Genomic DNA, 21,106 nt, shown 5'->3' with positions numbered 1-21,106 from the left:
CTCCTTAAATTTGCTTTCCTTTTATTACGTTAATATATTGATTCTTTGATTTAAACACCTTGAATGCTTTTCCTCCGCCTTCATAAAACTTGCTAAAGTACTCTACATACTGAAGCCTAGCACTGTGAACAAAAGCTGATAATGAACTTAATAATAGATTAAACGTTTGTGCAAACACGAATATAATTATACCTACAATAATATTAAATGGTGTTGGCATCATTTTAATAAGCATATTAAAAGCAGATGCTATAAATCCTCCTGCAAGTCCAAGAGCCATGATTCTCGAGTAGGAAACTAAGTCACCTATATAACTAGATATACCATATAACCCATAAAGACCTCCCCCAAGTTTTGCACCAATACCTTTGTTTTGTCTTCCTTGAGTTAATACTAGTGCAACCATTCCTACTATCATAACCCATTTACCTATATTAACTACAGCAGGACTTAATCCTATTTGTGCTCCACCTAATAACAAAAATGCTCCAGTTAATGCAGCGTACCATGTCACTACATCATAAATAGCATCCATTGGCTTTCCATCGCGAATTAACATATAACCTTTAACTCCAAGGCCAAAATAGATTTGGATTGCACCTATTACTATTGATATAATTAGTAATAACATTATATCTTCTCCAGGATTTATTAAACTGTGAGTTGATATAAATGGAATTATATCCCCGAAGAAACCTCCGTAAACAACGCCTGCTAGTGCAGTTGGTATGCTTAGTAGTAAGAAGAATTTAGCAAATTTTTTCTGTCCTTCTTCTAAATTAAATTTTTTCAATGCAATTGCACAAGCTATGAACATTACTAACCCGTACCCAAGATCAGCGAGCATCATCCCAAAGAATACCATGTAAAAGGGTGCCATTACGGGTGTTGGATCTATCTCTGAATATTTAGGTAAACTATACATTGATACTATTAGTTCAAAAGGTTCTACAACTGCACTATTCTTTAAAAGTATAGGCACCCTGTCATCTTCCTTAACAGCTTTTTCAATTTCTAAATAGAACTCTTCCTTAGTTGTAGACTTTATCAAATTTTCTAAATCTTTTGCTGATTCTGTTGGTACCCATCCCTCTATAGCAACGGTGTTCTCTGTTTTTAAGAAATTTTTACAAGCTGAAGCTTTTATATGTTTATTTGATAAATATTCATATACTATTTTAAAATCCTCTAAATACTTGCAATCATTTTTTATTTCAGTATTTATTTTTTCTTCTTCTTTAGATATCTCATCTAATCTTTTGTTAAATTCTCGTACAATTTCTGCTGAAATTCCATCATATTTTAAATTAATAGTATTGAAGCTATAATGTTTAAGTATTTCATTAGCTTTATCTTCATACCCTTTATACACTAGCGCCATTACATTAATTGCATTTTTTCCGTCACTAATAACTTCTAAGTAAGAACACGGAATTTTACTTTCAAACTCTTCTCTAAAAGCATCTTTAAAAGCTTTAGGCAAAGACCCCATTAAGAATATTGAAGAATTTAATGATTTTAAATCCTTAAAGGAGGCATCTAAGGACATCCATGGAGTTAATGATCCTATTTCAGAATTAATTTTGGCTTTTTCACTCTTCATTTGAATCAAATCATTATCTCGATCCTTTAACTTTTGATAGTTCTCTTTATAGTTTGATTTTTTAGCTAAAGTTTCTAACTCTTCATAATCCAAAGAACTTTTACCCTTGATTAAAGATTTTAGAGCACCCTCTTTTTCTGAGTGCTTCATTAATAGATCTAGGGCAAACTTTACTTTTGCTTGCTCTCCTTCTAAATGAGAAACTTTTTCATTTTCCGAGTCTTTTACAAGAGATTGCAAATCTTCTTCTGCACTCTCTTGTAGGTTTACAAATTGAATATTTTCAAATTTGTGAAAGTTATCAAGCAACGCTTCTTTTTGTGATTCAAAGGCAAACAATGTAAATTTGCTCATTTTAACTATTGCCATTATTTTTCACTATCCTCTCAACCACCATGTTAACCGACCTATCAAATCTTTCTTTATCTAAATTTAGTATATTCGTGACCTCTATCTTACCTGTATCAAAAATTGGTTCAGACTTACTTTTACCTTCTTCTTTAGCATTTTTAATGATTTTTTTAGTTTCTTCTCTTGCAGCATCCAAAACCTTTTTGTACTGATCTTCGGCGTAAATTTCAGATTTTTTTAATATATCCTTACTATCCGAAATTGCCTTACTTACAATATCTGCTGCTTTTTTTTCCGCTTCTTTTATACTTTTTATTGCTTCTAATGCCAAAATATCACCACCTTTTACTAATAACTAGCCATAATGAGTATATATAAATTATTAATAATTTATATAATAGTAAATACTTAGTATAGTATTTACCTTTATTCTATTTTATATAATATTGAATACATCTTAATATCTTAATTATACTAATTTTTATTGAAAATTTCAACTTTTTTTTAACATTAACAATATTCGTAATATTAACTTATTCCAATGTTTCAAATGTCATTTTTAATAATTTATCATTTTTTCCGTTTTATAACTTTTATCATATTCTAATCTATGATAGAAGTTATATCCTTTATGTTATCCTCATCATTAATATCATAAACTAAATAATGATCTTCTTTGCGTACAGTATTATTATCTATATAATCTAAAATATCAATCATAAATTTTTCAATATGAATATTAGATGTATTGTTTGTATCATTGTTTTGTAACAACTTATCCTTAATTGATCTTTCTACTTTCTTACCTAAATCTCTGATTAGAAAATCTGGAAGCCACTTCTTTTTGTTATATTTAAGGTAGTCATATTTAACAATTTCTTTTAAAACGAAATCTTCTTCTTCAAGTTTCTCCTCATTAAATTCAATAAATATCTTGTAATAATCTACTGAGGAAATGTTTCTACTTAGATATCCCTTTTCATAGAAAAATAATCCCAGTTCGTAATAAAATTCAAATGGTGTATTAAATTTTTTCACAAAATATTTCAGAATAGTACTAAACTTTTGTGAATTGTAATATTTGTCCACAATTTTTTCTACCCTTTTTAAGCATACTAATTCCTCATAACTTATATCCCTTGTCTTTAGAATTTCATATGGTGGATAAGGTGCATAGACCATTCCCCAAAGAGTTGCTTCACTCCTCATATCCGAACCTTTAAGTAATTTTAAAAATCCTAATTGTATTACTTCTGGATGAATGCTATAAACATCATTAAAAGATTTTTTAAATGATTCATAATTCTCTCCTGGTAGGCCCGCTATTAAATCTAAATGTTGTTTAATATTTTTTATTTTTTCTAATTCCTCCACCATTTCCTTTATATCATTAAAGTTTACAAATCTATTTATATTGTTAAGAACTAAGGGATTTGTTGTTTGTACACCCACTTCAAATTGAAATCTACCCTTTGGTGCCTTAGCTAAAATGTCTAATTCCTGTTTGTTTAGAAGATCTGCTGAGATTTCAAAGTGGAAAGTTATTTCAGTATCCATCTTTATTAGAAATTCCCAAATCTCTACCGCAAATCTCGAATTGCAATTAAATGTTCTATCAACAAACTTTATTAATTTTACCTTCTTGTCCACGAGAAATTTCAATTCTCGCTTTACTCTTTCAGTATTTAAAAATCTAACTCCATGAGTAGTCGAGGAGAGACAATATTTACAATTAAAAGGGCATCCTCTTGATGCTTCATAATAAACTATTTTATTGATAAGTTCTTCTTCATTATATGGGAAAATAACCTGCTCCATATCCATTAAGGCTCTCTTACCACCATAGTTAATTTTACTATCACATCCAATATTTTCATAATATTTATAATATAGCCCTAGAATGTTTTGAATGTTATCACTATTCTCATCATTGATATTAGAATCATCCTTTGAATTAATTCTCCATTTAATAAATTCTTTATACGTTACCTCTCCTTCCCCTTCTATTACATAATCCCCTACGTTTTCCTTAAGAAACTCTTTACAATTAAAGCTAACCTCTGGTCCTCCATAAAGGATTTCAATCTCACTATTTACAAGCTTTATAAGAGATGATACAGCCTTAACGTACTCAATGTTCCATATGTAGCAAGAGAATGCTACAAGGTCTGGCTTGCTACTCAAAATTTCCTCTACAATTCTTTCGATTTGATCATTAATAGAAAACTCCATAATTTTGCATTCGTAATTTAAATCCTCTGTATATGTTTTTAAATATCTTACTGCTAAGTTACTGTGAATATATTTTGCATTAATACCTACTAGTGTTACTTTCATCTTTTGATTTCCCTTTCTTTTTGCATATCATATAATAAACATTATCTGAATTTTTTAAAGTTAATACTTCAAAATAAGGTTGTAAAATTTTGATTGTATTCTCTTTAGAACTATCTTTAAATATATTTAAGTCTCTTAAATGTATTTGTTTTGTATTTTTATCTGGTGACACAACCTTAATTTTAGAATTAAAGATTTTAGCAAATCCTTTATCTACATCCCATATATATAGCAATCCATCTTCTTTCAAAAATTTATATATATCTTGTATTAATTTACTTTTGCTTTTTGTAAATTTTATATCACTCAAAGTAAAAAACAGTGCACAGAGATCATACTCACCTTCCTCTATTCCTGTCTTCTCATCTTTTCCCTCTATATAATCTAAGCTACTACTATCATCAACATATTGTTTGTATATATTATATATAATTCCATGATTAGAAAAACCTATATCTAATATATTTCCTTTGAAAATTTCTTTTTCTAAATTTATAAAAACCTCCTTTTTCAATTGTTACTCCCCCTTTGTTAAATATATTTCACATGTTATTACCTATTTTTACCTATTTTTATATTCTTCAAAAATAAAATAATTCCTCTAATATAAAGGAATTATTTATTAATTTCATTATAAAAATTAATCATTAAACCTGCAGTAGTCTTTTGTGCTCGTTGCACTATAAGTGTAGATATTTTCTTGTACCTATCTTCCTTGTTTTTTATGTTTGCATTAGCAATATAAGTTTCATTCGCAAATAATGCATTTTTTTTTATATAGTCTTCTATATTCTCTTGTTTTATTACTTCATTAAAAATAGGAAATGAATAATCACTCATTAATCTACTTATAATCCAAAGTTCGAAATTCCTGTGGCTTTTAAGTAGCTTATTGTTCACATGTTGAGGCACCGTAGCATCTTGAATTAAATGACAGGCTGCTCCAAAATAAAACAGACCTTGCCTTGTGTCCCCTTCTTTAATAAATCTTAATGCACATTTATAATATTTTTCGAATTCGGTTAATGCATTTGAAAATCCATAAAGGCCAGTACCCTTAATGTGATGATAAAAATGGTTTGAGCTTTTAAAATCTTGATCTGCCCAAGTAACCCCCTTATTTAGTTCTTTTATGTGTCCCTTGTAAAAACTAGAAATTTCACTATATTCCTTATTTTTTAAAATTTCTATAGCTTGAATATTTATAAATTTATGAACAATGCAATGAGTTTTCATGATCCTTTTTTTAATTGGATTTATTGTTATCATTAAGCCTTTTAAAGTTCTTCCATAAGTAACTTCCATTCTTTTCTTCAACCTGTTCACCTCTCACTTTAGTATACAATAAATATGATCTGAAAACATACCTGAATATTTTTAATAATTAACAACAATGTATATTGACTATATTCTAATTCTTTTTGCTTAAACTAACAAGTAGGCTAATTATTAAAGTTAGCACAATTGTTAATAAATAGTAGCTTAATTTCCTCCCTTCTATCCCTATATCATTCTTTATATTTTTTTTAATATTAATTAAATATCCACTTTTAGAGTCTAACACTATTAAATCATCAAAAAACTTCATACTAGATATATAAGTTTCATCCCCAAATCTTACTTTTTCTTTAAGCGCATTACTTTTATTTAAACTATATATACTATTATCATTCTTTTCATAGAAATATATACAGTCTATGCTACCTATTATACCTTTTTTATCAATTGCTAACCCGGCTAAACTATTTACTTCTTTATGTTGATAAATTGGTGCGGGAGGATTTGTTGTAGGGTGCTGGTCTAAAATAAATGGTATCTCCCCGTTAAGTAAGCCTTTAAATTTAGGTGAACTTATTGGATCTCCTCCAGTATAATCTGGGAAACCATACCATGACTTTTTTTTAATTTTGTATATATAATCACTATCTCCCTTTACAGGCCTTAATCCCCTGTCCTCCATTCCCCCAACAGCAACTATTATTTTGCCCTCACTATTAAAATCTATAGCCTTCATATTTCTTATACCCCAAGCAAAGTTCCCCTGTGCTCCAGTTTTTAAATTATAAACTATTATAGATGAATTTCCAATCATATGTTCTGTTATTATTTGCCCCTTTACGTTCCTAGTTTTATATGGGACAAATGCTCCAGTCTTTTTCTCATCAAAATTAATTCCTTTTATAGTTATACTTTTAGGCGAAACATCATGATTTTGAGGGTAATCATCTAACCATTGATTATCCGGTCCAACTACCCCAGAATTTGTTGCAGCTCCTATTGTAACAAATAGATATTCTCCATTAATTCTAACTAAACTGTCATTATAGTCTCCATAATTAGGTATATTCTTGATAATTTCTTTATTTGCCTTTGTTACTAAATCATATGAGTAGACTTTTGTTCCGGATGCATAATACAATACTTTATTATTATAATCTAAACTAGTTATGCTTAGCTTCTTATTTGTAAATATATTGTATGACCTGCCTACTTTATCTATGTACTGTACTTTGTCTTTGAAAGCTACATAGTAGTTTCCTTCACTATCTTTCGTAAAATCTACTGCCTTACTTAATCCTTTAAATAGTATCTGTGATTTTATAACTTCATCTTTAACTGCAACCCTATATTCTTTAAAAGAACCTTTCATTGAAAATAGTGCAAAAGCCATTGCAGCTAAAATAACTATAAATCCAATGGTCTTCTTCATACTTACCCCCTAAATTATAAATACTCTAATTTATATATATTTATATAAATTAGAGTATATGTGTTAATAATTTTTAGCAATTTGTATATGACTTCTTTCAACCTCCGCCAAGGCAACGAATACCTCTTTAACAATCAAATTATTTATTTCCTTTGCATGTTTTTCATAAAACTTTGTAGCATGAACTTCTCTATTTTCTGCGAGTTTCATTAAGCTTGTATCGTTTTTATATTTACTGTAATCTATATCCACGAGTTTTGGAAGTTCTTTGAACCCACCTAGTTTTTGATGCACAATAGCATGTATTTTTTCAATTTTTGAAAGTGCTTTAAAAATTTCTTTAACATGGTCGTTACTCGCAAGCTTTGCCGCTGACATGTAAAACTCTGAATTAAATATTTCAAGTTTCATGGCATGATCTAATACTACTAAAGTATTGGGATCCAAACTTTGCGCACAAACCTTATAGGCTTCACCAAGAGATTTTAAATACTTAGAAGTTACGCCACAAAACGGGCAATATTTAATATGCTCTCTTTCATTCACTTCTAATAAGCCATCATTATTTATATTGAAATTATTTATATTTATCTCCATACCACATATCAAACATTTCATATAGCTCTATTTCCTCCGCACTTTTATTTGGAGTAAATAATAATTATTATTTATTATTCTCCTAAAGACACTACTAAAATTATTCTAACATAAAAAACTCCTCCCTAGGAGCGTTTTTACATTTTTTTTATAAAATCAACTATACTGGTATCATATTTACTGAATTTTTTATTTTTCTTACATTCAATATTTCAGATGATGATTTACAGAATATAATTATTAAATTTCACATACTAATTATAAATAACTGTTATCTCCCCAGGTAGTAGAACAAGGAGGATCCTTTTATGATTAAAGATAATTTCTATAGAGACTCAATAATACTCACCGTATCAAATTTAACTGCTGGTATATTAAGGTTTATGTTTTCAATTTTACTTTCAAAAAAATTAGGTGCAGAAGGTATGGGATTATATAGCCTTGTAATGCCTATTTATGATTTATTCACTTGCCTTATTTGCGGTGGAATGGTAACAGCTATTTCAAAAGAAGCTTCATCCTATTATGAATTAAAAGATTACGGTAGTTTAAACAAATCTATACATACTGCCTTAGTTTTCGATTTTGCATTTTCTATATCAATAGCAGCTTTAGTATTTATTTTTTCACCTTTTATTAGTACATATATAATAAAAGACCAGAGAACATTATACTCCCTTTGGGTTATTTGCCCGGCTTTAATCTTTGTTGCTCTTTCATCTATATATAAGGGTTATTTCTACGGTATTTCCAATGTTAAAGTACCTGCAATCATAGATATTGTTGAAAAAACCGTAAGAATGGGCATAATACTTGGAATAATAAATTTTTTCGCATTAAAAAATGTAACTACTACCGTAACTGCTACATATATCGCCTTATCCATTGGGGAACTTATAAGTTTTATTCTACTCTTTATCTTCTATGAAAAAAGTAAAACCAAATTTAAGAATTACAATAAAAAAACTGAAGGAAGGGCCCAACTTTTATTTAATGTCCTTGTTGTTTCATTCCCATTATGTTTAAATGGCTTTTTAAACACTGTAATTTCCGCGCTATCAACATTGATTGTCCCTGGGCGACTAGTCTCTGCAGGCATAGAGTATACGCAGAGCTTATCCTTAATAGGTAAGTTTTCAGGTATGGCTATGAGCATTGTGTTCTTTCCTTTTATTATTGTAATATCCATGTCAACCATATTAACTCCAGATATTTCTAAAAGTATTAGTAAAAATGATTATAATGGTTTGGAGCGTAGAGTCCGCGAAGCTATAAAAGTTTCGTTTTTACTAGGAATTTCAACTATGATAATATGTTTATGTACTGGAGACTCCCTTGGAAAATTATTTTTCGACAGATATGACTTAGGTGTTTACATACGACTTGCTTCCTTAAGTGCACCATTCATGTATATGTCTGGTTCAACCTTTGGAATTTTAAACGGACTTGGCAAACAAAAATCTCTTTTAATAAATTCTATAGTAACCTCTATTCTTGAACTTGTTTTACTATATGTATTATTAGGTATTCCAAAATTAAACATTCTAGGTTACGGCATGGCGCTCATTATAAGCTCTATTATAAGCTTTATATTAAATATTATTGCAATTAAAAAAAGCTGCTATATACAGTTTTCAGTAGGCGAAATTTTAACTGATGTCTGTCTTAGCACACTCTTATACTTTGTATTAAAAATTTTAAATACTACGTTGCCAAATTCTATCTTTGTTACTAAAAACATAATAATTATTGCTACTGGCTTCTCCCTTTTACTATTTTCTATCCTGCTTACAAAAAAAAGAAAATAATGTATATATTTTTTTATGGATTGGAGAGATGAATGAAAAAAAAGTATATATTACGTATAAAATGCATTAATAGTAATATATACTTTTTTTATTTAATTCTTTGTAAAATATACTTAGGTATAAGTTTCTTAATCTTTCTTGGAAATACATCCAAATCATCTTTAGTTATTCCACCTATAATCACTAATGCGAAGAAATAAGTTAATATAGCTAAGCATATAGTAAATAATATAGAAACAGCATTAGCAAAATATCCTTGTTTAATATGACTGAATATAAAATTTAAGATAGTATACATGAACCCTGCAACTACAGCCATAACCCCTGATGCTATTATGGGTTTTATTGCATGACTAGCTAGTTTAATTCTAATCCCTAGCGCTTTGTTCATAGTATTATAGTTCAACATCAAAATTATTGCAAAACTTACTCCGTTGGCCATAACAGCCCCTAATACATTAAGAGTTGGAATTGCTACAAAAATATAATTAGTAATTATTTTACCTATTAATCCCAGAACTGCATAAATGGTAACTAAGTAAAGTTTTCCAAGCCCTTGAAGAATTGAAGTTTGAATACTAACCACAGCCATAAGTATTATTACCACTGATCCATATGTAAGTAATCTTGAAACATCAGAACCATATTGGATTAAATATACTATAGGTTTAGCTAAAACTGCTAGTCCAACTGCCGAAGGTACTGCCACCAAAAAACATAACCTAAAAGCATAATCAATTTTATTTCTTACAGCCTTTTTGTCCTTAAGTGCCATTAAGCCGGATATAGAAGGCAGAATAGTCATGGCTAGAGCTGTAATAATAGCTATAGGCACATTTATTAATGTTGAATATTTACTTAACACACCCCATAAAATACTAACCTGTACTTTATCCATTCCAGAAGATAACATTCTTGATTTAACTACCACTAAATCAATCAATAATCCTGATTGTTGTATTCCTAAACATATTGTCATTGGCACGGCAACACCCAATAGCTTTTTTATTATTTTTTTAGTAGTTAATCTCTTTATATTTAACCTACTATACCCTTTTGGAACTATAAAAATTCTATTTTTTTTATAAGCATAAATCATATATATTACCGCAACCAGTGCTCCTACAGTTGTTCCTATAGTTCCGCCTGCCGCTCCTTCTGCTAGCCCATATTTTATAAAACACGCTGCAAAAACTAAACTAAATATAGTATTTGCAATTTGTTCTAATACTTGTGAAACTGCAGTAGGTGTCATATTCCCTCTTCCTTGAAAATAGCCTCTATAAGCTGATAATACAGAGGATAATAGAATAGTTGGAGCGAGTGCCATGATTGCTAATTTTGCAGTATCACTCTCGGTTGCATTAGCTATAGGTACTACGAAAATAAGCATTAAAAGTGACATAACTATCCCTAATATCAAAAGCGAAAATCTAGCTATTTTAAAGGTCTTTACAGCATCCTTATAATTACCTACCGCTATGAGCTCTGATACTATCTTAGAAATAGCCACAGGAATACCAGCATTTGTTAATATATATACATATGTAAATATACTATATGCTGAATAATATACCCCTAACCCATCCTCTCCTAGTATTTTCCCTAAAAAAGGTATATAAAGTAGTGATAAAACCTTAACCATAAAACCTGCCGCAGATAATATGGCAAAACCTTTTGTTGTAGATTGTTTATTTGAATTTGCTTGTTCGCTCATTAAATCATCTCCTGGGTCATTAAACTCACCCTCTAAAATTTAAATACATCCTTTTTAATCTTTTTTAATATTGGTGGTAAACTCTCTGCAATAGTTTTATTCTCCATATAAGATAAGTCATCAGGGCAATTCTTAAACGTTGCCTTATACGCATATAGATATTGATAATCTAAACCATATTTGTTGTTGAAGAAACTATTCATTTTTTTATCTCCATATTTTGAATCACCAACAATAGAATTACCCAAATGGCTTAAATGCGCTCTAAGCTGATGGCTTCTTCCTGTTAAAAGGTTAATATCTATTAAAGAAAATGTACCACAACTTTGCAACGTTTTAACTTCCATTGCTATTTTTTTTGTATCTGGCATCTCGGTATCAAATACCTGTGATATATTTGCATCCTCATTTTTATATATATATCCCTCGTAAACCCCATCTTTAATTCTGTTTCTTACTAAAGCCATATAATATTTTTCAACATTTCTTTCTCTTACCATTTCATTTAAAAGTTTAAGAGATTTAAAGTTCTTACCAAACATGACTATACCTGAAGTATTTCTATCTAATCTATTACAAGGTGCTGGTTTAAATGTTATTTCATTTTCTGGCTGATAATCTCCCTTATCATACAAATAAGAAAGCACATAATCTATTAAAGTAGCTTCGCCATCTTTTTTATCAGAATGAACTAAAACTCCCGGCCATTTTTCAACCATTAATATATTAGAATCCTCAAAGGTAATTTTTAAATTGTTTTCAATTCTTTTAAACTCTTCTTTTTTAAACTCACTTGTAATATATTTTGTTTCAATAATATCACCTTGTACTAAAGAATGTTTTTCCTTGATTTTGTTACCATTAACCCTAATATCACCTTTTCTAAAAGCTTTATATATTTTGCTCAACGGCACATCACCAAGCACTTTTCTCATGAATTTATCTGTTCTTTGTCCCGCTTCATTCGCTCCAATTTCTATCCTCATATATATATATCCTCCTATTTCTTTTATCTATTGACGAATTCTATATATAATCTAATTTATTTTTAAAAAAATCACCATTTTATTTTTTAATAAATTATAATACATTTAAAAAAATCACATCAAATATCAATTATATACTAATATGTGTTATGAATTCAATAAAAATTCATAAGCTAATGTACATTGCATAGCTACACCTATTGATATACAGCTCTCATCTATATCAAATAAACTTCCATGAGCCGGGTTTACTATACCTTTTTCTTTGTTACCACTTCCTAAAAAATAAAATAGTGATGGTCTCTCCATAGAGAAATAAGCAAAACTTTCCACACCCATAGTAGGCTGATCTAATTTATAAACATTACTCTCAGAAATTAGTTGGCTTGCTTTACTTTCAAACATCTCTGCAAGTTTATCATTATTATAAAGGCAAGGATAGCTTTCCTCAATACTAATTTCACATTCCCCTCTCATAGAGGTAACGATGCCTTCCACTACCTGAATTAATCTGGTCTTTATATATTCTCTCTGTTCACTCTTCATAGTTCTAATAATTCCCGATATTGTAACCCCTTCTGGTATAATATTTTGGGCTGTACCTCCATGAATTGATCCTATAGTAATTACTGCAGGATCTGTAGGTGGAATTTCGCGACTTACAATGTTTTGAATAGTTATTATAACATTACTAGCTATTACAATGGGATCAACCGTCATATGTGGGCTTGCACCATGTCCTCCTTTACCTATTATTTTTATAGTAAATGGATTTGATGCTGCATAAGCTACGCCTCTTTTTAAACCAACGGTTCCAGCCTCTAAAAATTCCTCTACATGAAGCCCAATAATAGCATCCACATTAGGATTTTCTAGTACTCCTTCTTTAATCATTAAAGGTGAACCCCCAGTTGTTTCTTCTGCTGGTTCAAATAAAAGTTTAACATTTCCTGGAATTTTTTCTTTCATGCTATTTAATATCTTAGCTACACCCAAAAGTATAGTGGTATGAGCATCATGTCCACAAGCATGCATTTTACCATTAATTCTAGAGGAGTAATCACACGTTTTCTTATCTTGCAATGGAAGTGCATCCATATCTGCCCTTAAAGCAATAGTTTTTTCACCTTTGCCTCTAATAATAGCACAGATTCCCGTTTGTGCTACCTCATAAAACTCAATACCTTCCTTTAATAAAAAATCTTTTACCTTCTGGGAAGTTTTAAATAAATCAAACCCTAATTCAGGATTTTCATGAAAGCCTCTTCTTATGTCTATTAATTCACTTTCAATATTTTTTGCCATATCTAAAAAATTCACTATGTACACCTCTTTACGCTATTTTTCCCAATATATTTTAATTACATCCCCATTATTTAGAATCTGGTTATAACTTGCTTTGCTACCATTGAGCATTAATATTAGGTTTCCTTTTGAAATAGACAAATCAAATTCTACATAATTAAATATATCCACAAATATGTATTTATCTTTACTTTTAAGCGTTATAATTTTTTTATTAACTTCAACCTTAACTTCACTCTTATCTTCTATTTTAACTTCTAATACTTCCATGTCTAATTTCACATTTCCATCTTTTTCTTTAACATATTCTTCGATTACATGTTTTTTATATATTCTGTCCCCTTCTTTTATAACATAATCCTCCAAAAGTTCTTCATTATCAATTATAAAAGTTGAGCCTTTCGATTTACAACAAAAAAACTTTGCATATTCGCTAATTGTAGTAGGCAATTCTATTAAAACATTGTCGTTTTCTTTTATTACATCATTTATTAAAGATCGCTCGCCATTAATAAATGGTACTGGCTCAATGTTTTGAATTACATCTTCAAAATAAAAACTTATAGCTTGAATATTCTTAACATAATCCATAATTTTAGGCTCTGCATCTTTCCCGTCCTTGCAGAAAGAGACGTCAATAATATCACCTTCAACTACTTCAGAATCAATATTGCTAATTATGTTATTAATCTTAATTTCTGCCCCCTTGGCTAATTTCCCAAAGGCGACTCGTTTTATTCCATCAACACTGAACCTGATATTACGTCCGTTCTTACCAATCAATATTTTGGGGTTTATCCCCTCTTGAATCATTACATCCATAACTGTATGTTTATGTGCATTAAATAAACTTATAATTTTATCATTTATAGTGATGTCAATAAAATCATTTCCCAATCTCTTTATTGATATTAATGCAATACCTAAAACTGTAACTCCAGCGCTTCCAATCCCTGCATCACATATGCATTCAACTATTGAATCTCTACCTTTAATTGCAACTCGATTAATCGGCAAATTTAAAATTTTAGCAATATTTTCTTTAACAAAGGGTGTATGTGCTCCCCCGCCTACTAGAAATACCGCATTAGGGGCTTTTCCTCCATTTAATTCAATTATCCTACTCCCAATTTGTTCTGAGATCTTCATAACTACAGGGTTAATTATTTTTATTACTTCCTCCGGGTCTATCTCATTAGCAAATCCTAAAACATCTATGTACTCAATTTTGTCTTTTCCGCTGCATCCCTTTTTAATTTTTTCAGCAGTATTAAAATCGACTAAATATGCTTGTGCTATTATTTCAGTTACCTCATCCCCTGCAACAGGTACCATACCGTATGCACTTATACTATCTTTACTACTAATGGCAATGTCAGAAGTACCTGCACCAATATCCACTAAAGCTAAATTTAGAAGTCGCATGTTTCGTGGTACTGCAGCTTCCATTGCCGCTATTGGCTCTAGTGTTAAACTTACAACCTCAAGTTCAGCCTTACTCATAACAGCATAAAGGCTATCAATCACCGAGCGTGGTAGGAATGTAGCAATAATCTCCACTGCAATCTTCTCTCCTTTGTGGGAGTTCAAATTTGTTATTACATACCCATTTAAGTAGTAATTTTTCACACTATATCCTACACAATAAAGCTTCCCTTTCGAGGAACTCGCAACTTCATCCTCTGCCATTTTAACTGCAGTAAGCTCTAAGCTTCTAATGGATTCCCTATCAATTTCCTTATCGCCCTCAACTTCTATTTCAGACTTAATATCAGTTGTCCTTAAAAATCTTCCAGCCGCCGCAATTGCCACTTTAGTTAAAGAGATATTTAAGCTATGTTCTAATTCTTTTTTTACTTTTTTCACTCCACTAGCGACCAATTGAATATCATGAATCTGACCATCAATCATAGCCCTTTCTTCATGTTCTATATAACTTTCAGCAATTACTTGGAATTTTTTCTCATATATTACTCCAACTGTCCCTATGATGGATCTTGTTCCTATATCTAAAGCGAATATTAGTTCTTCTAAATGTACATTTGTGATTTCCATTTATATACCTCTTCCTCACAAAATTATTTAAGTGTTATTCCAATCACTGTAACTTAAATTATTAAGCTCATATTCATAGAATATGAGCTTAATAAAATTATATAACATTATATTGTAACATTCAATGAAACTACTGCAATAACTTAATTACACCGGAACTTTCTGATACATAAGGTAATTTTTTTATAATAGTATAAATATATTTTGGTTTTGATTTATCATCTTTTAAAGCCTGTTCCAATGATAATTCATTATAGTACAATAGCTTGCACCAAAAATCCACGAAGTCATCTCTTGTAATAAAAATTATATTACCTCTCTCTTCAACTGTAAATCCACAGTTAAATCTCTCCACAATTTCTATATCTGAGTGCTTTCCATTTGACAAAATTAACCTTACATCATCCCACATTTGCTTAAAGGCAACCATTAAATACCCTCCTTAATACACAATTCATTTTTCAGTATACCATATTTACATACTTTGTCAATTGTTGTTATGTATTGCATTACATTTACTACACTTTTGAAATTAAAGAGTTATTATACAACACATTGACGTCAAATTTTCTTATAATTTCTCCCTCAAACTTAATCTCTAACTCTTTACTAGTAATTGCAATTACGACTCCACTGCCAAAACTTTTATGTATCACCGCGTCGCCTTCTTTAAATGGTAAATCCGAATTGCTTGATCCTAATATATTGCACTCTCTAATAAATCGTGAGGTTTCTTTCGCTTTTCCTTTTACACTTTTACTAATGCATAGCCAAACATTGTCTATAGCTCTTGTAATTCCAACATAAAATAATCTTCTTTCTTCCTCTAGGTTATTATCTATACTATTTACATGGGGGATATTTTCCTCATTGCAATTTATTAAGTATACATTTTCAAACTCCATACCTTTAACACCGTGAATTGTACTAAGTATTACTGCATCCTCATCTATATTTTTCTTATGCTTACTAATTTCCTCTTTAACCTGGTCCACATGGGCTAGAAAAGTTATTATTGAGTTATATCCTTCTGCTGATTGTCTAAATTCGTCAATAACATCCTCTATCTCACCTAGATCTATCTTAAATTTAGTGCAATACCCTTTAATATACTCATGATATCCTATACTTAAGACTAAATTATCTATAGCGCTTTCTAACGAAATTTTATTTAAAAAATGTATATCCTTTTTTAACTTATCTAACATCTTCATTTGAAATACCGGTATGTCTTCAATATCTTTTAGCATTTCAAAACAGTCTTCCTTTACGGAATTTCTTTTTAATTTATCTAAATTTAGTTTACTTATATATCTAAAAGGCTTATTAATTATCCTGACAAAACTCTCTTTATCACTTTTATCAATACTTAATTTAAAATATGCAATTATATCTTTACAAATGAAATGTTGAAAGAAGTCATACTCCTTGTCTAAAAGCTTAAAAGGTATTCTTTTTTTAATAAAAACATCTATTAGACTTCTGCACTCTACGTTTGTTCTGTACAATATAGCATTATCTCTATAATTTTTTTCATTATTTTCCTTATATTTTTGAATAATACAGCTAATTTCCTCTGCCTGTGAGTTCTCATTTACATTGTTAAGCACTGCAACGATGCCATCATACTGTTTAAATGCTGTTATATCTTTTTCGTTTCTCAAGTCGTTATTTTTTATAATGTTCATGGATATTTCTACTATATTCTTTGGACATCTATAATTAGTGGACAAGGGTAATTTCCCTCCACCTACAAAATGCTCAGAAAACTTAACCATGCATTCAGGATTCGACCCTCTAAAACCATAAATACATTGGTCCTCGTCTCCTACTGCAAAAATAGAATTTTCTTCATTTAAAAGTTTTAATATCTCAACTTGCATTGAATCACAATCTTGAAATTCGTCCACTAGAATATGCTTAAATAAACTTCTATACCCCTTAAGTATTGTGTGATTTTTTATAAACAAATCTCTGCAACCTATTTGAAGATCATCAAAATCAAATAATTTTTTTTCTTTTCTATACTGCTCATAAATATTATATGCTGCTACAAATATTCCTTTATCAATACTTGGAGAGAAATTTTCCATTATTTTTCCACTTGTTTTGAATACTGAAATATTATTTATAACTTCCTTTACTTTTTCATCACCTACCTCATCCAAATATGACATAAGTACATTTTTTATGAGTTTAAATACCTCTAATGTATCTATTATGTTTATCTGCCCGTAATAGTTCTTAAGAATCTTATAAAACAAACCATGAAAGGTTCCAAAAAATGGAACCCTCTCCTTTCCATTAATAGCAACATATCTACTTTTCATATTAATAGCCGCAGCTCTTGTAAAGGTAATGACAATAATGTTTTTAGGCTTAATATTTTTCTCATTTATTAAATGAACAATCCTATTAACAATAACTACCGTTTTACCACTACCCGGTCCTGCTGTTACTAATAATTTTCTGTTAACAGAATAAACAGCATCCTTTTGTTCTTTACTTAATTTCGAATTTATTCTCTCGCTTACTATTTTATTATCCATATTATGTTTTGTCTCCACTTTCATCCACCTACTTTAAATTGCTCATATATTATGCTTATCCCCAATTTACTATTTTAATAATCTTATCTAAACATTAATATATAATTATGTTATAATTTCATTATATACTTTTATTAAATTTCAAAGGGGAAAAATTATGAAACACTCAAAAGATTTTAATGTGAGGAATGAAAGAAACCTAACAATGCTGGTAGACTTTTACGAATTAACTATGGCAAACGGTTATTTAGATAATAATGTTCAAGATAAAATTGCCTACTTTGATATGTTTTTTAGACGAATACCTGACGGTGGTGGATATTGTATTATGGCCGGGGTACAACAATTACTTGAATATCTTTCTAATTTAAAATTTTCAAATGATGATATATCCTATCTAAAAAGCAAAAATGATTTTTCAGATGATTTTATAGATTATTTAAAGGATTTTAAATTTTCTTGTGATGTCTGGGCGGTGCCCGAAGGTTATCCTGTTTTTCCTGGTGAACCCTTGGTTATAGTTAAAGGACCTATTATACAAGCTCAATTTGTTGAGACAATGATACTACTCACAATAAATCATCAAACTTTAATAGCTACAAAAGCGAGTAGAATATGTAGAGCCGCAAAGGGTAGACCTGTTATGGAATTTGGTTCTAGGCGTGCTCAAGGCTATGATGGCGCTATATATGGAGCACGTGCCGCTGTTATTGGTGGTTGTGTTGGTACTGCTTGTACTATCGCTGAAGAAATGTTTGATATCCCAGCCATTGGAACTATGGCTCATAGTTGGGTACAGCTTTTTGATACTGAATATGATGCCTTTAAATCTTGGACTATAACCTACCCCGATAACTGTGTACTTCTTATAGATACTTATAACGTACTACGCTCTGGGATTCTAAATGCCATAAAAGTATTTAATGATGTACTTAAACCTATGGGTAAAAGACCAAAAGGAATTCGAATTGATAGTGGTGATATTACTTATCTAACTAAAAAAGTTAGAGTAATTTTAGATGAAGCTGGATACCCAGATGTAAAGATTACGGTTTCTAACTCACTGGATGAATATATTATAAGCGGTGTTTTGGAAAACGGGGCACAAATTGATAACTTTGGTGTTGGTGAAAGACTTATTACTGCAAGATCGGAACCAGTGTTTGGCGGTGTTTATAAACTCGTTGCAGTTGAGAATGATGGAGAAATAATACCAAAAATTAAGATTAGTGAGAATACAGAAAAGATCATCAATCCTGCTTTTAAAAAATTATATAGAATTTTCGATAAAACATCACACAAGGCCATTGCGGATTTTATTACCTTACATGATGAGAAAATCGATGAAAGTAGACCACTTGAAATATTTAATCCAGTTTATACCTGGAAAAAGAAAACTCTTAAACATTACTATGTAAAAGAACTTATGGTTAAACTATTTGAAAATGGACATCAGATTTATGAATCTCCGTCTGTTATGGAAATAAAAGCATTTTCTGAACAAGAAGTATCTAAATTATGGACAGAAGTTTTAAGATTTGATAATCCTCATGCATATTATGTGGATCTTTCTTGCAATTTATGGAACCTAAAGCAAGGTCTATTAACACATTATTCTGAAATCCTCGAGGAGTAACAGAAATATATTTGTTATCCCCAAGAGTTATACTAGGAGGACTTATGGCACAACCTTTAAAAATTAAACTTTCGAAAATTGCTCTTGATAATCTTATGGAAATGATTAAACTTGACGATTCTTATGATAGTGTGCGATTTGTATACGTCAGCGGTTGTTGCAAAACTGCAAAAGTTGATATTTACTTAGACAATTTTAAAACTGGAGACATTAAAAATAATATTGATAATTTACCAATATTATATGATGAAACTCTTTTAGAAAACATAAATGAACTCACAGTAGCCTATAAAGACTCTAGATTTTGGATTAAGACATTATTGCCAAAAGGTGCCAAGAGCCATTGTTCTAGTGCCGGCAAACAATCCTGTAATGGTTGCGGTGGACATTGTGGTTCTCATTAACCACATGTAATATTGAAATACTTAAAAAGGCTAGCCAATATTATTGGTTAGCCTTTTAGTTGAAATCATCACCTTCGGTGCTGCTCATCTTATTTGAAGATGCATTAACGACTTCAGTAGGAGATCTGTACTCCCGCTGAATTTTTCTCTTTGTTATAGTATGGATCTCCCACTTATATAAGTTGGGGACTTCCTTCTGAAATGTCGTTAACCTATACATTTATTAATAGACTATCTGTTTTTGAAAACAAATCCACAGTTCCCTTATACTGATCTTGGTATGTAAGCTTTTGAAGGCTCGTAAGCTCCGGAAACCATATTGCAATCTCATGTTCTGCACTTTCAATGCTATCAGAGGCGTGAACTAAATTTTTAGTTTTATCCAAAGTGAATTTCCCTCTTATACTGCCAAGTTCCGCTTTTACAGGATCCTTATCTCCATTGATTTTACGCACTACATCAACAGCTTTTTCACCCATTAAAATAATTGCACATATTTTACCTTCAGTAATATAATTTATTAACTCATCAAAAAATTTCTTTCCTGCGTGTTCACTATAATGTTTTTTAGCAATGTCCTTTGTAGCAGTAATCATTTTGAGCGACACAATTTCTAATGATTTCTCTTCATATTGATTAAGAATTTTCCCAATAAGTCCTCGTTTAACTCCATCTGGTTTGATTAAAACCAAAGTTCTTTCCATTTAAATTCACTCCCCCGCATTGTATATTTATAAACTAATTTACATCCTATTATTAGATATTATACACAAACTTTCATTAATATTCCTGTTAGTATATTTCTTTGTATAGCAATCTAAGTGGTGAAGTCCTATCATCACTAAATAAATCATAATCAGAAATATTTTTAACATCAAATGGTTTATAATTTCTCAATTCATCAAATGGACATTTCCCTCCATTATCTACCCATTTATGTAATGCACACTCCTTAAAGCAGTCTACTTCTTCTTCTATAGTTGTCAGAAAATCACACTGTAACATTCCATCACTCCATCCCATATTTTGTTATTTAAGTAACATCGTT

18 protein-coding genes are annotated in these 21,106 nt (G+C 30.1%); 3 read left to right on the top strand and 15 right to left on the bottom strand.

Annotated features, from left to right (window positions below):
• Positions 1 to 4: 4 nt before the first annotated feature.
• From ACWJJT_RS16565 to ACWJJT_RS16535, 7 genes are all read right to left on the bottom strand, one after another.
• Positions 5 to 1,972, bottom strand: coding sequence for a V-type ATP synthase subunit I (locus ACWJJT_RS16565; protein ID WP_462955484.1), 1,968 nt, complete (start codon positions 1,970 to 1,972; stop codon positions 5 to 7).
• Positions 1,959 to 2,285 carry an ATPase gene (locus tag ACWJJT_RS16560; protein ID WP_462955483.1) on the bottom strand — a complete coding sequence of 109 codons (327 nt, stop codon included), beginning with the start codon at positions 2,283 to 2,285 and terminating at the stop codon, positions 1,959 to 1,961. The genes ACWJJT_RS16565 and ACWJJT_RS16560 overlap by 14 nt, the downstream gene beginning before the upstream one ends.
• 272 nt (positions 2,286 to 2,557) lie before the next feature.
• Entirely contained in the window at positions 2,558 to 4,291 is a 1,734-nt protein-coding gene (locus tag ACWJJT_RS16555) for a B12-binding domain-containing radical SAM protein (protein WP_462955482.1), read from the bottom strand.
• Positions 4,266 to 4,805, bottom strand: coding sequence for a class I SAM-dependent methyltransferase (locus ACWJJT_RS16550; RefSeq protein ID WP_462955481.1), 540 nt, complete (start codon positions 4,803 to 4,805; stop codon positions 4,266 to 4,268). The genes ACWJJT_RS16555 and ACWJJT_RS16550 overlap by 26 nt, the downstream gene beginning before the upstream one ends.
• 101 nt (positions 4,806 to 4,906) lie before the next feature.
• Entirely contained in the window at positions 4,907 to 5,608 is a 702-nt protein-coding gene (locus ACWJJT_RS16545) for a zinc dependent phospholipase C family protein (RefSeq protein WP_462955480.1), read from the bottom strand.
• A gap of 94 nt (positions 5,609 to 5,702) precedes the next feature.
• Entirely contained in the window at positions 5,703 to 7,001 is a 1,299-nt protein-coding gene (locus ACWJJT_RS16540) for a hypothetical protein (protein ID WP_462955479.1), read from the bottom strand.
• 63 nt (positions 7,002 to 7,064) lie between these two features.
• Positions 7,065 to 7,619 (bottom strand): ferritin-like domain-containing protein, encoded by a 555-nt coding sequence (locus ACWJJT_RS16535; protein ID WP_462955478.1) that lies wholly within the window; start codon positions 7,617 to 7,619, stop codon positions 7,065 to 7,067.
• A 287-nt stretch (positions 7,620 to 7,906) separates the two neighbouring features.
• Here ACWJJT_RS16535 and spoVB point away from each other — a divergent pair, with 287 nt between their 5' ends.
• Positions 7,907 to 9,406 carry a stage V sporulation protein B gene (gene spoVB / locus ACWJJT_RS16530; protein WP_462955477.1) on the top strand — a complete coding sequence of 500 codons (1,500 nt, stop codon included), beginning with the start codon at positions 7,907 to 7,909 and terminating at the stop codon, positions 9,404 to 9,406.
• A gap of 88 nt (positions 9,407 to 9,494) precedes the next feature.
• Here the strand turns inward: spoVB and ACWJJT_RS16525 are convergent, their stop codons facing one another.
• From ACWJJT_RS16525 to ACWJJT_RS16500, 6 genes are all read right to left on the bottom strand, one after another.
• Positions 9,495 to 11,123: a putative polysaccharide biosynthesis protein gene (locus ACWJJT_RS16525; protein WP_462955476.1), complete on the bottom strand. Its 1,629-nt coding sequence runs from the start codon at positions 11,121 to 11,123 to the stop codon at positions 9,495 to 9,497.
• Positions 11,124 to 11,155: 32 nt separating this feature from the next.
• Positions 11,156 to 12,109, bottom strand: a complete 954-nt coding sequence (locus ACWJJT_RS16520; protein ID WP_462955475.1) for an RluA family pseudouridine synthase — start codon at positions 12,107 to 12,109, stop codon at positions 11,156 to 11,158.
• Between the two features lie 147 nt (positions 12,110 to 12,256).
• The gene (locus ACWJJT_RS16515; RefSeq protein WP_462956807.1) at positions 12,257 to 13,414 is read right to left on the bottom strand and encodes a M20 metallopeptidase family protein; all 1,158 of its coding nucleotides are present in this window, start codon (positions 13,412 to 13,414) and stop codon (positions 12,257 to 12,259) included.
• A gap of 33 nt (positions 13,415 to 13,447) precedes the next feature.
• The gene (locus ACWJJT_RS16510) at positions 13,448 to 15,469 is read right to left on the bottom strand and encodes a cell division protein FtsA (protein WP_462955474.1); all 2,022 of its coding nucleotides are present in this window, start codon (positions 15,467 to 15,469) and stop codon (positions 13,448 to 13,450) included.
• A gap of 130 nt (positions 15,470 to 15,599) precedes the next feature.
• A complete protein-coding gene (locus ACWJJT_RS16505) occupies positions 15,600 to 15,899 on the bottom strand; it encodes a hypothetical protein (RefSeq protein WP_462955473.1) in 300 nt (99 codons plus the stop codon).
• Between the two features lie 88 nt (positions 15,900 to 15,987).
• Positions 15,988 to 18,018 carry an ATP-dependent helicase gene (locus tag ACWJJT_RS16500; RefSeq protein ID WP_462956806.1) on the bottom strand — a complete coding sequence of 677 codons (2,031 nt, stop codon included), beginning with the start codon at positions 18,016 to 18,018 and terminating at the stop codon, positions 15,988 to 15,990.
• A gap of 157 nt (positions 18,019 to 18,175) precedes the next feature.
• Between ACWJJT_RS16500 and ACWJJT_RS16495 the strand changes: the two genes are divergently transcribed.
• Together ACWJJT_RS16495 and ACWJJT_RS16490 are read left to right on the top strand one after the other, a co-directional pair.
• The gene (locus ACWJJT_RS16495) at positions 18,176 to 19,654 is read left to right on the top strand and encodes a nicotinate phosphoribosyltransferase (RefSeq protein ID WP_462955472.1); all 1,479 of its coding nucleotides are present in this window, start codon (positions 18,176 to 18,178) and stop codon (positions 19,652 to 19,654) included.
• A 44-nt stretch (positions 19,655 to 19,698) separates the two neighbouring features.
• Positions 19,699 to 20,058 carry a hypothetical protein gene (locus ACWJJT_RS16490; protein WP_462955471.1) on the top strand — a complete coding sequence of 120 codons (360 nt, stop codon included), beginning with the start codon at positions 19,699 to 19,701 and terminating at the stop codon, positions 20,056 to 20,058.
• 212 nt (positions 20,059 to 20,270) lie between these two features.
• On the opposite strand, the gene ndk is transcribed toward ACWJJT_RS16490, so the two are convergent.
• Complete coding sequence (gene ndk / locus ACWJJT_RS16485; RefSeq protein ID WP_462955470.1) at positions 20,271 to 20,762, bottom strand: nucleoside-diphosphate kinase; 492 nt, start codon at positions 20,760 to 20,762, stop codon at positions 20,271 to 20,273.
• Positions 20,763 to 20,850: 88 nt separating this feature from the next.
• A complete protein-coding gene (locus ACWJJT_RS16480) occupies positions 20,851 to 21,063 on the bottom strand; it encodes a hypothetical protein (protein WP_462955469.1) in 213 nt (70 codons plus the stop codon).
• Positions 21,064 to 21,106 lie beyond the last annotated feature (43 nt).

The organism is Clostridium sp. CM041, assembly GCF_055081035.1.
Note: the sequence above shows the minus strand (reverse complement) of the source record. Positions and strands in the feature narration are given on the sequence as shown.

What these genes read in the sequence shown, in the direction of transcription:
- ACWJJT_RS16555 (WP_462955482.1), bottom strand. Translation starts at nt 4,291, where the DNA reads ATGAAAGTAACACTAGTAGGTATTAATGCAAAATATATTCACAGTAAC.
- ACWJJT_RS16515 (WP_462956807.1), bottom strand. Translation starts at nt 13,414, where the DNA reads ATGGCAAAAAATATTGAAAGTGAATTAATAGACATAAGAAGAGGCTTT.
- ACWJJT_RS16505 (WP_462955473.1), bottom strand. Translation starts at nt 15,899, where the DNA reads ATGGTTGCCTTTAAGCAAATGTGGGATGATGTAAGGTTAATTTTGTCA.
- ACWJJT_RS16480 (WP_462955469.1), bottom strand. Translation starts at nt 21,063, where the DNA reads ATGTTACAGTGTGATTTTCTGACAACTATAGAAGAAGAAGTAGACTGC.
- ndk (WP_462955470.1), bottom strand. Translation starts at nt 20,762, where the DNA reads ATGGAAAGAACTTTGGTTTTAATCAAACCAGATGGAGTTAAACGAGGA.
- ACWJJT_RS16520 (WP_462955475.1), bottom strand. Translation starts at nt 12,109, where the DNA reads ATGAGGATAGAAATTGGAGCGAATGAAGCGGGACAAAGAACAGATAAA.
- ACWJJT_RS16535 (WP_462955478.1), bottom strand. Translation starts at nt 7,619, where the DNA reads ATGAAATGTTTGATATGTGGTATGGAGATAAATATAAATAATTTCAAT.
- spoVB (WP_462955477.1), top strand. Translation starts at nt 7,907, where the DNA reads ATGATTAAAGATAATTTCTATAGAGACTCAATAATACTCACCGTATCA.
- ACWJJT_RS16495 (WP_462955472.1), top strand. Translation starts at nt 18,176, where the DNA reads ATGAAACACTCAAAAGATTTTAATGTGAGGAATGAAAGAAACCTAACA.
- ACWJJT_RS16500 (WP_462956806.1), bottom strand. Translation starts at nt 18,018, where the DNA reads ATGGATAATAAAATAGTAAGCGAGAGAATAAATTCGAAATTAAGTAAA.
- ACWJJT_RS16540 (WP_462955479.1), bottom strand. Translation starts at nt 7,001, where the DNA reads ATGAAGAAGACCATTGGATTTATAGTTATTTTAGCTGCAATGGCTTTT.
- ACWJJT_RS16525 (WP_462955476.1), bottom strand. Translation starts at nt 11,123, where the DNA reads ATGAGCGAACAAGCAAATTCAAATAAACAATCTACAACAAAAGGTTTT.
- ACWJJT_RS16490 (WP_462955471.1), top strand. Translation starts at nt 19,699, where the DNA reads ATGGCACAACCTTTAAAAATTAAACTTTCGAAAATTGCTCTTGATAAT.
- ACWJJT_RS16565 (WP_462955484.1), bottom strand. Translation starts at nt 1,972, where the DNA reads ATGGCAATAGTTAAAATGAGCAAATTTACATTGTTTGCCTTTGAATCA.
- ACWJJT_RS16510 (WP_462955474.1), bottom strand. Translation starts at nt 15,469, where the DNA reads ATGGAAATCACAAATGTACATTTAGAAGAACTAATATTCGCTTTAGAT.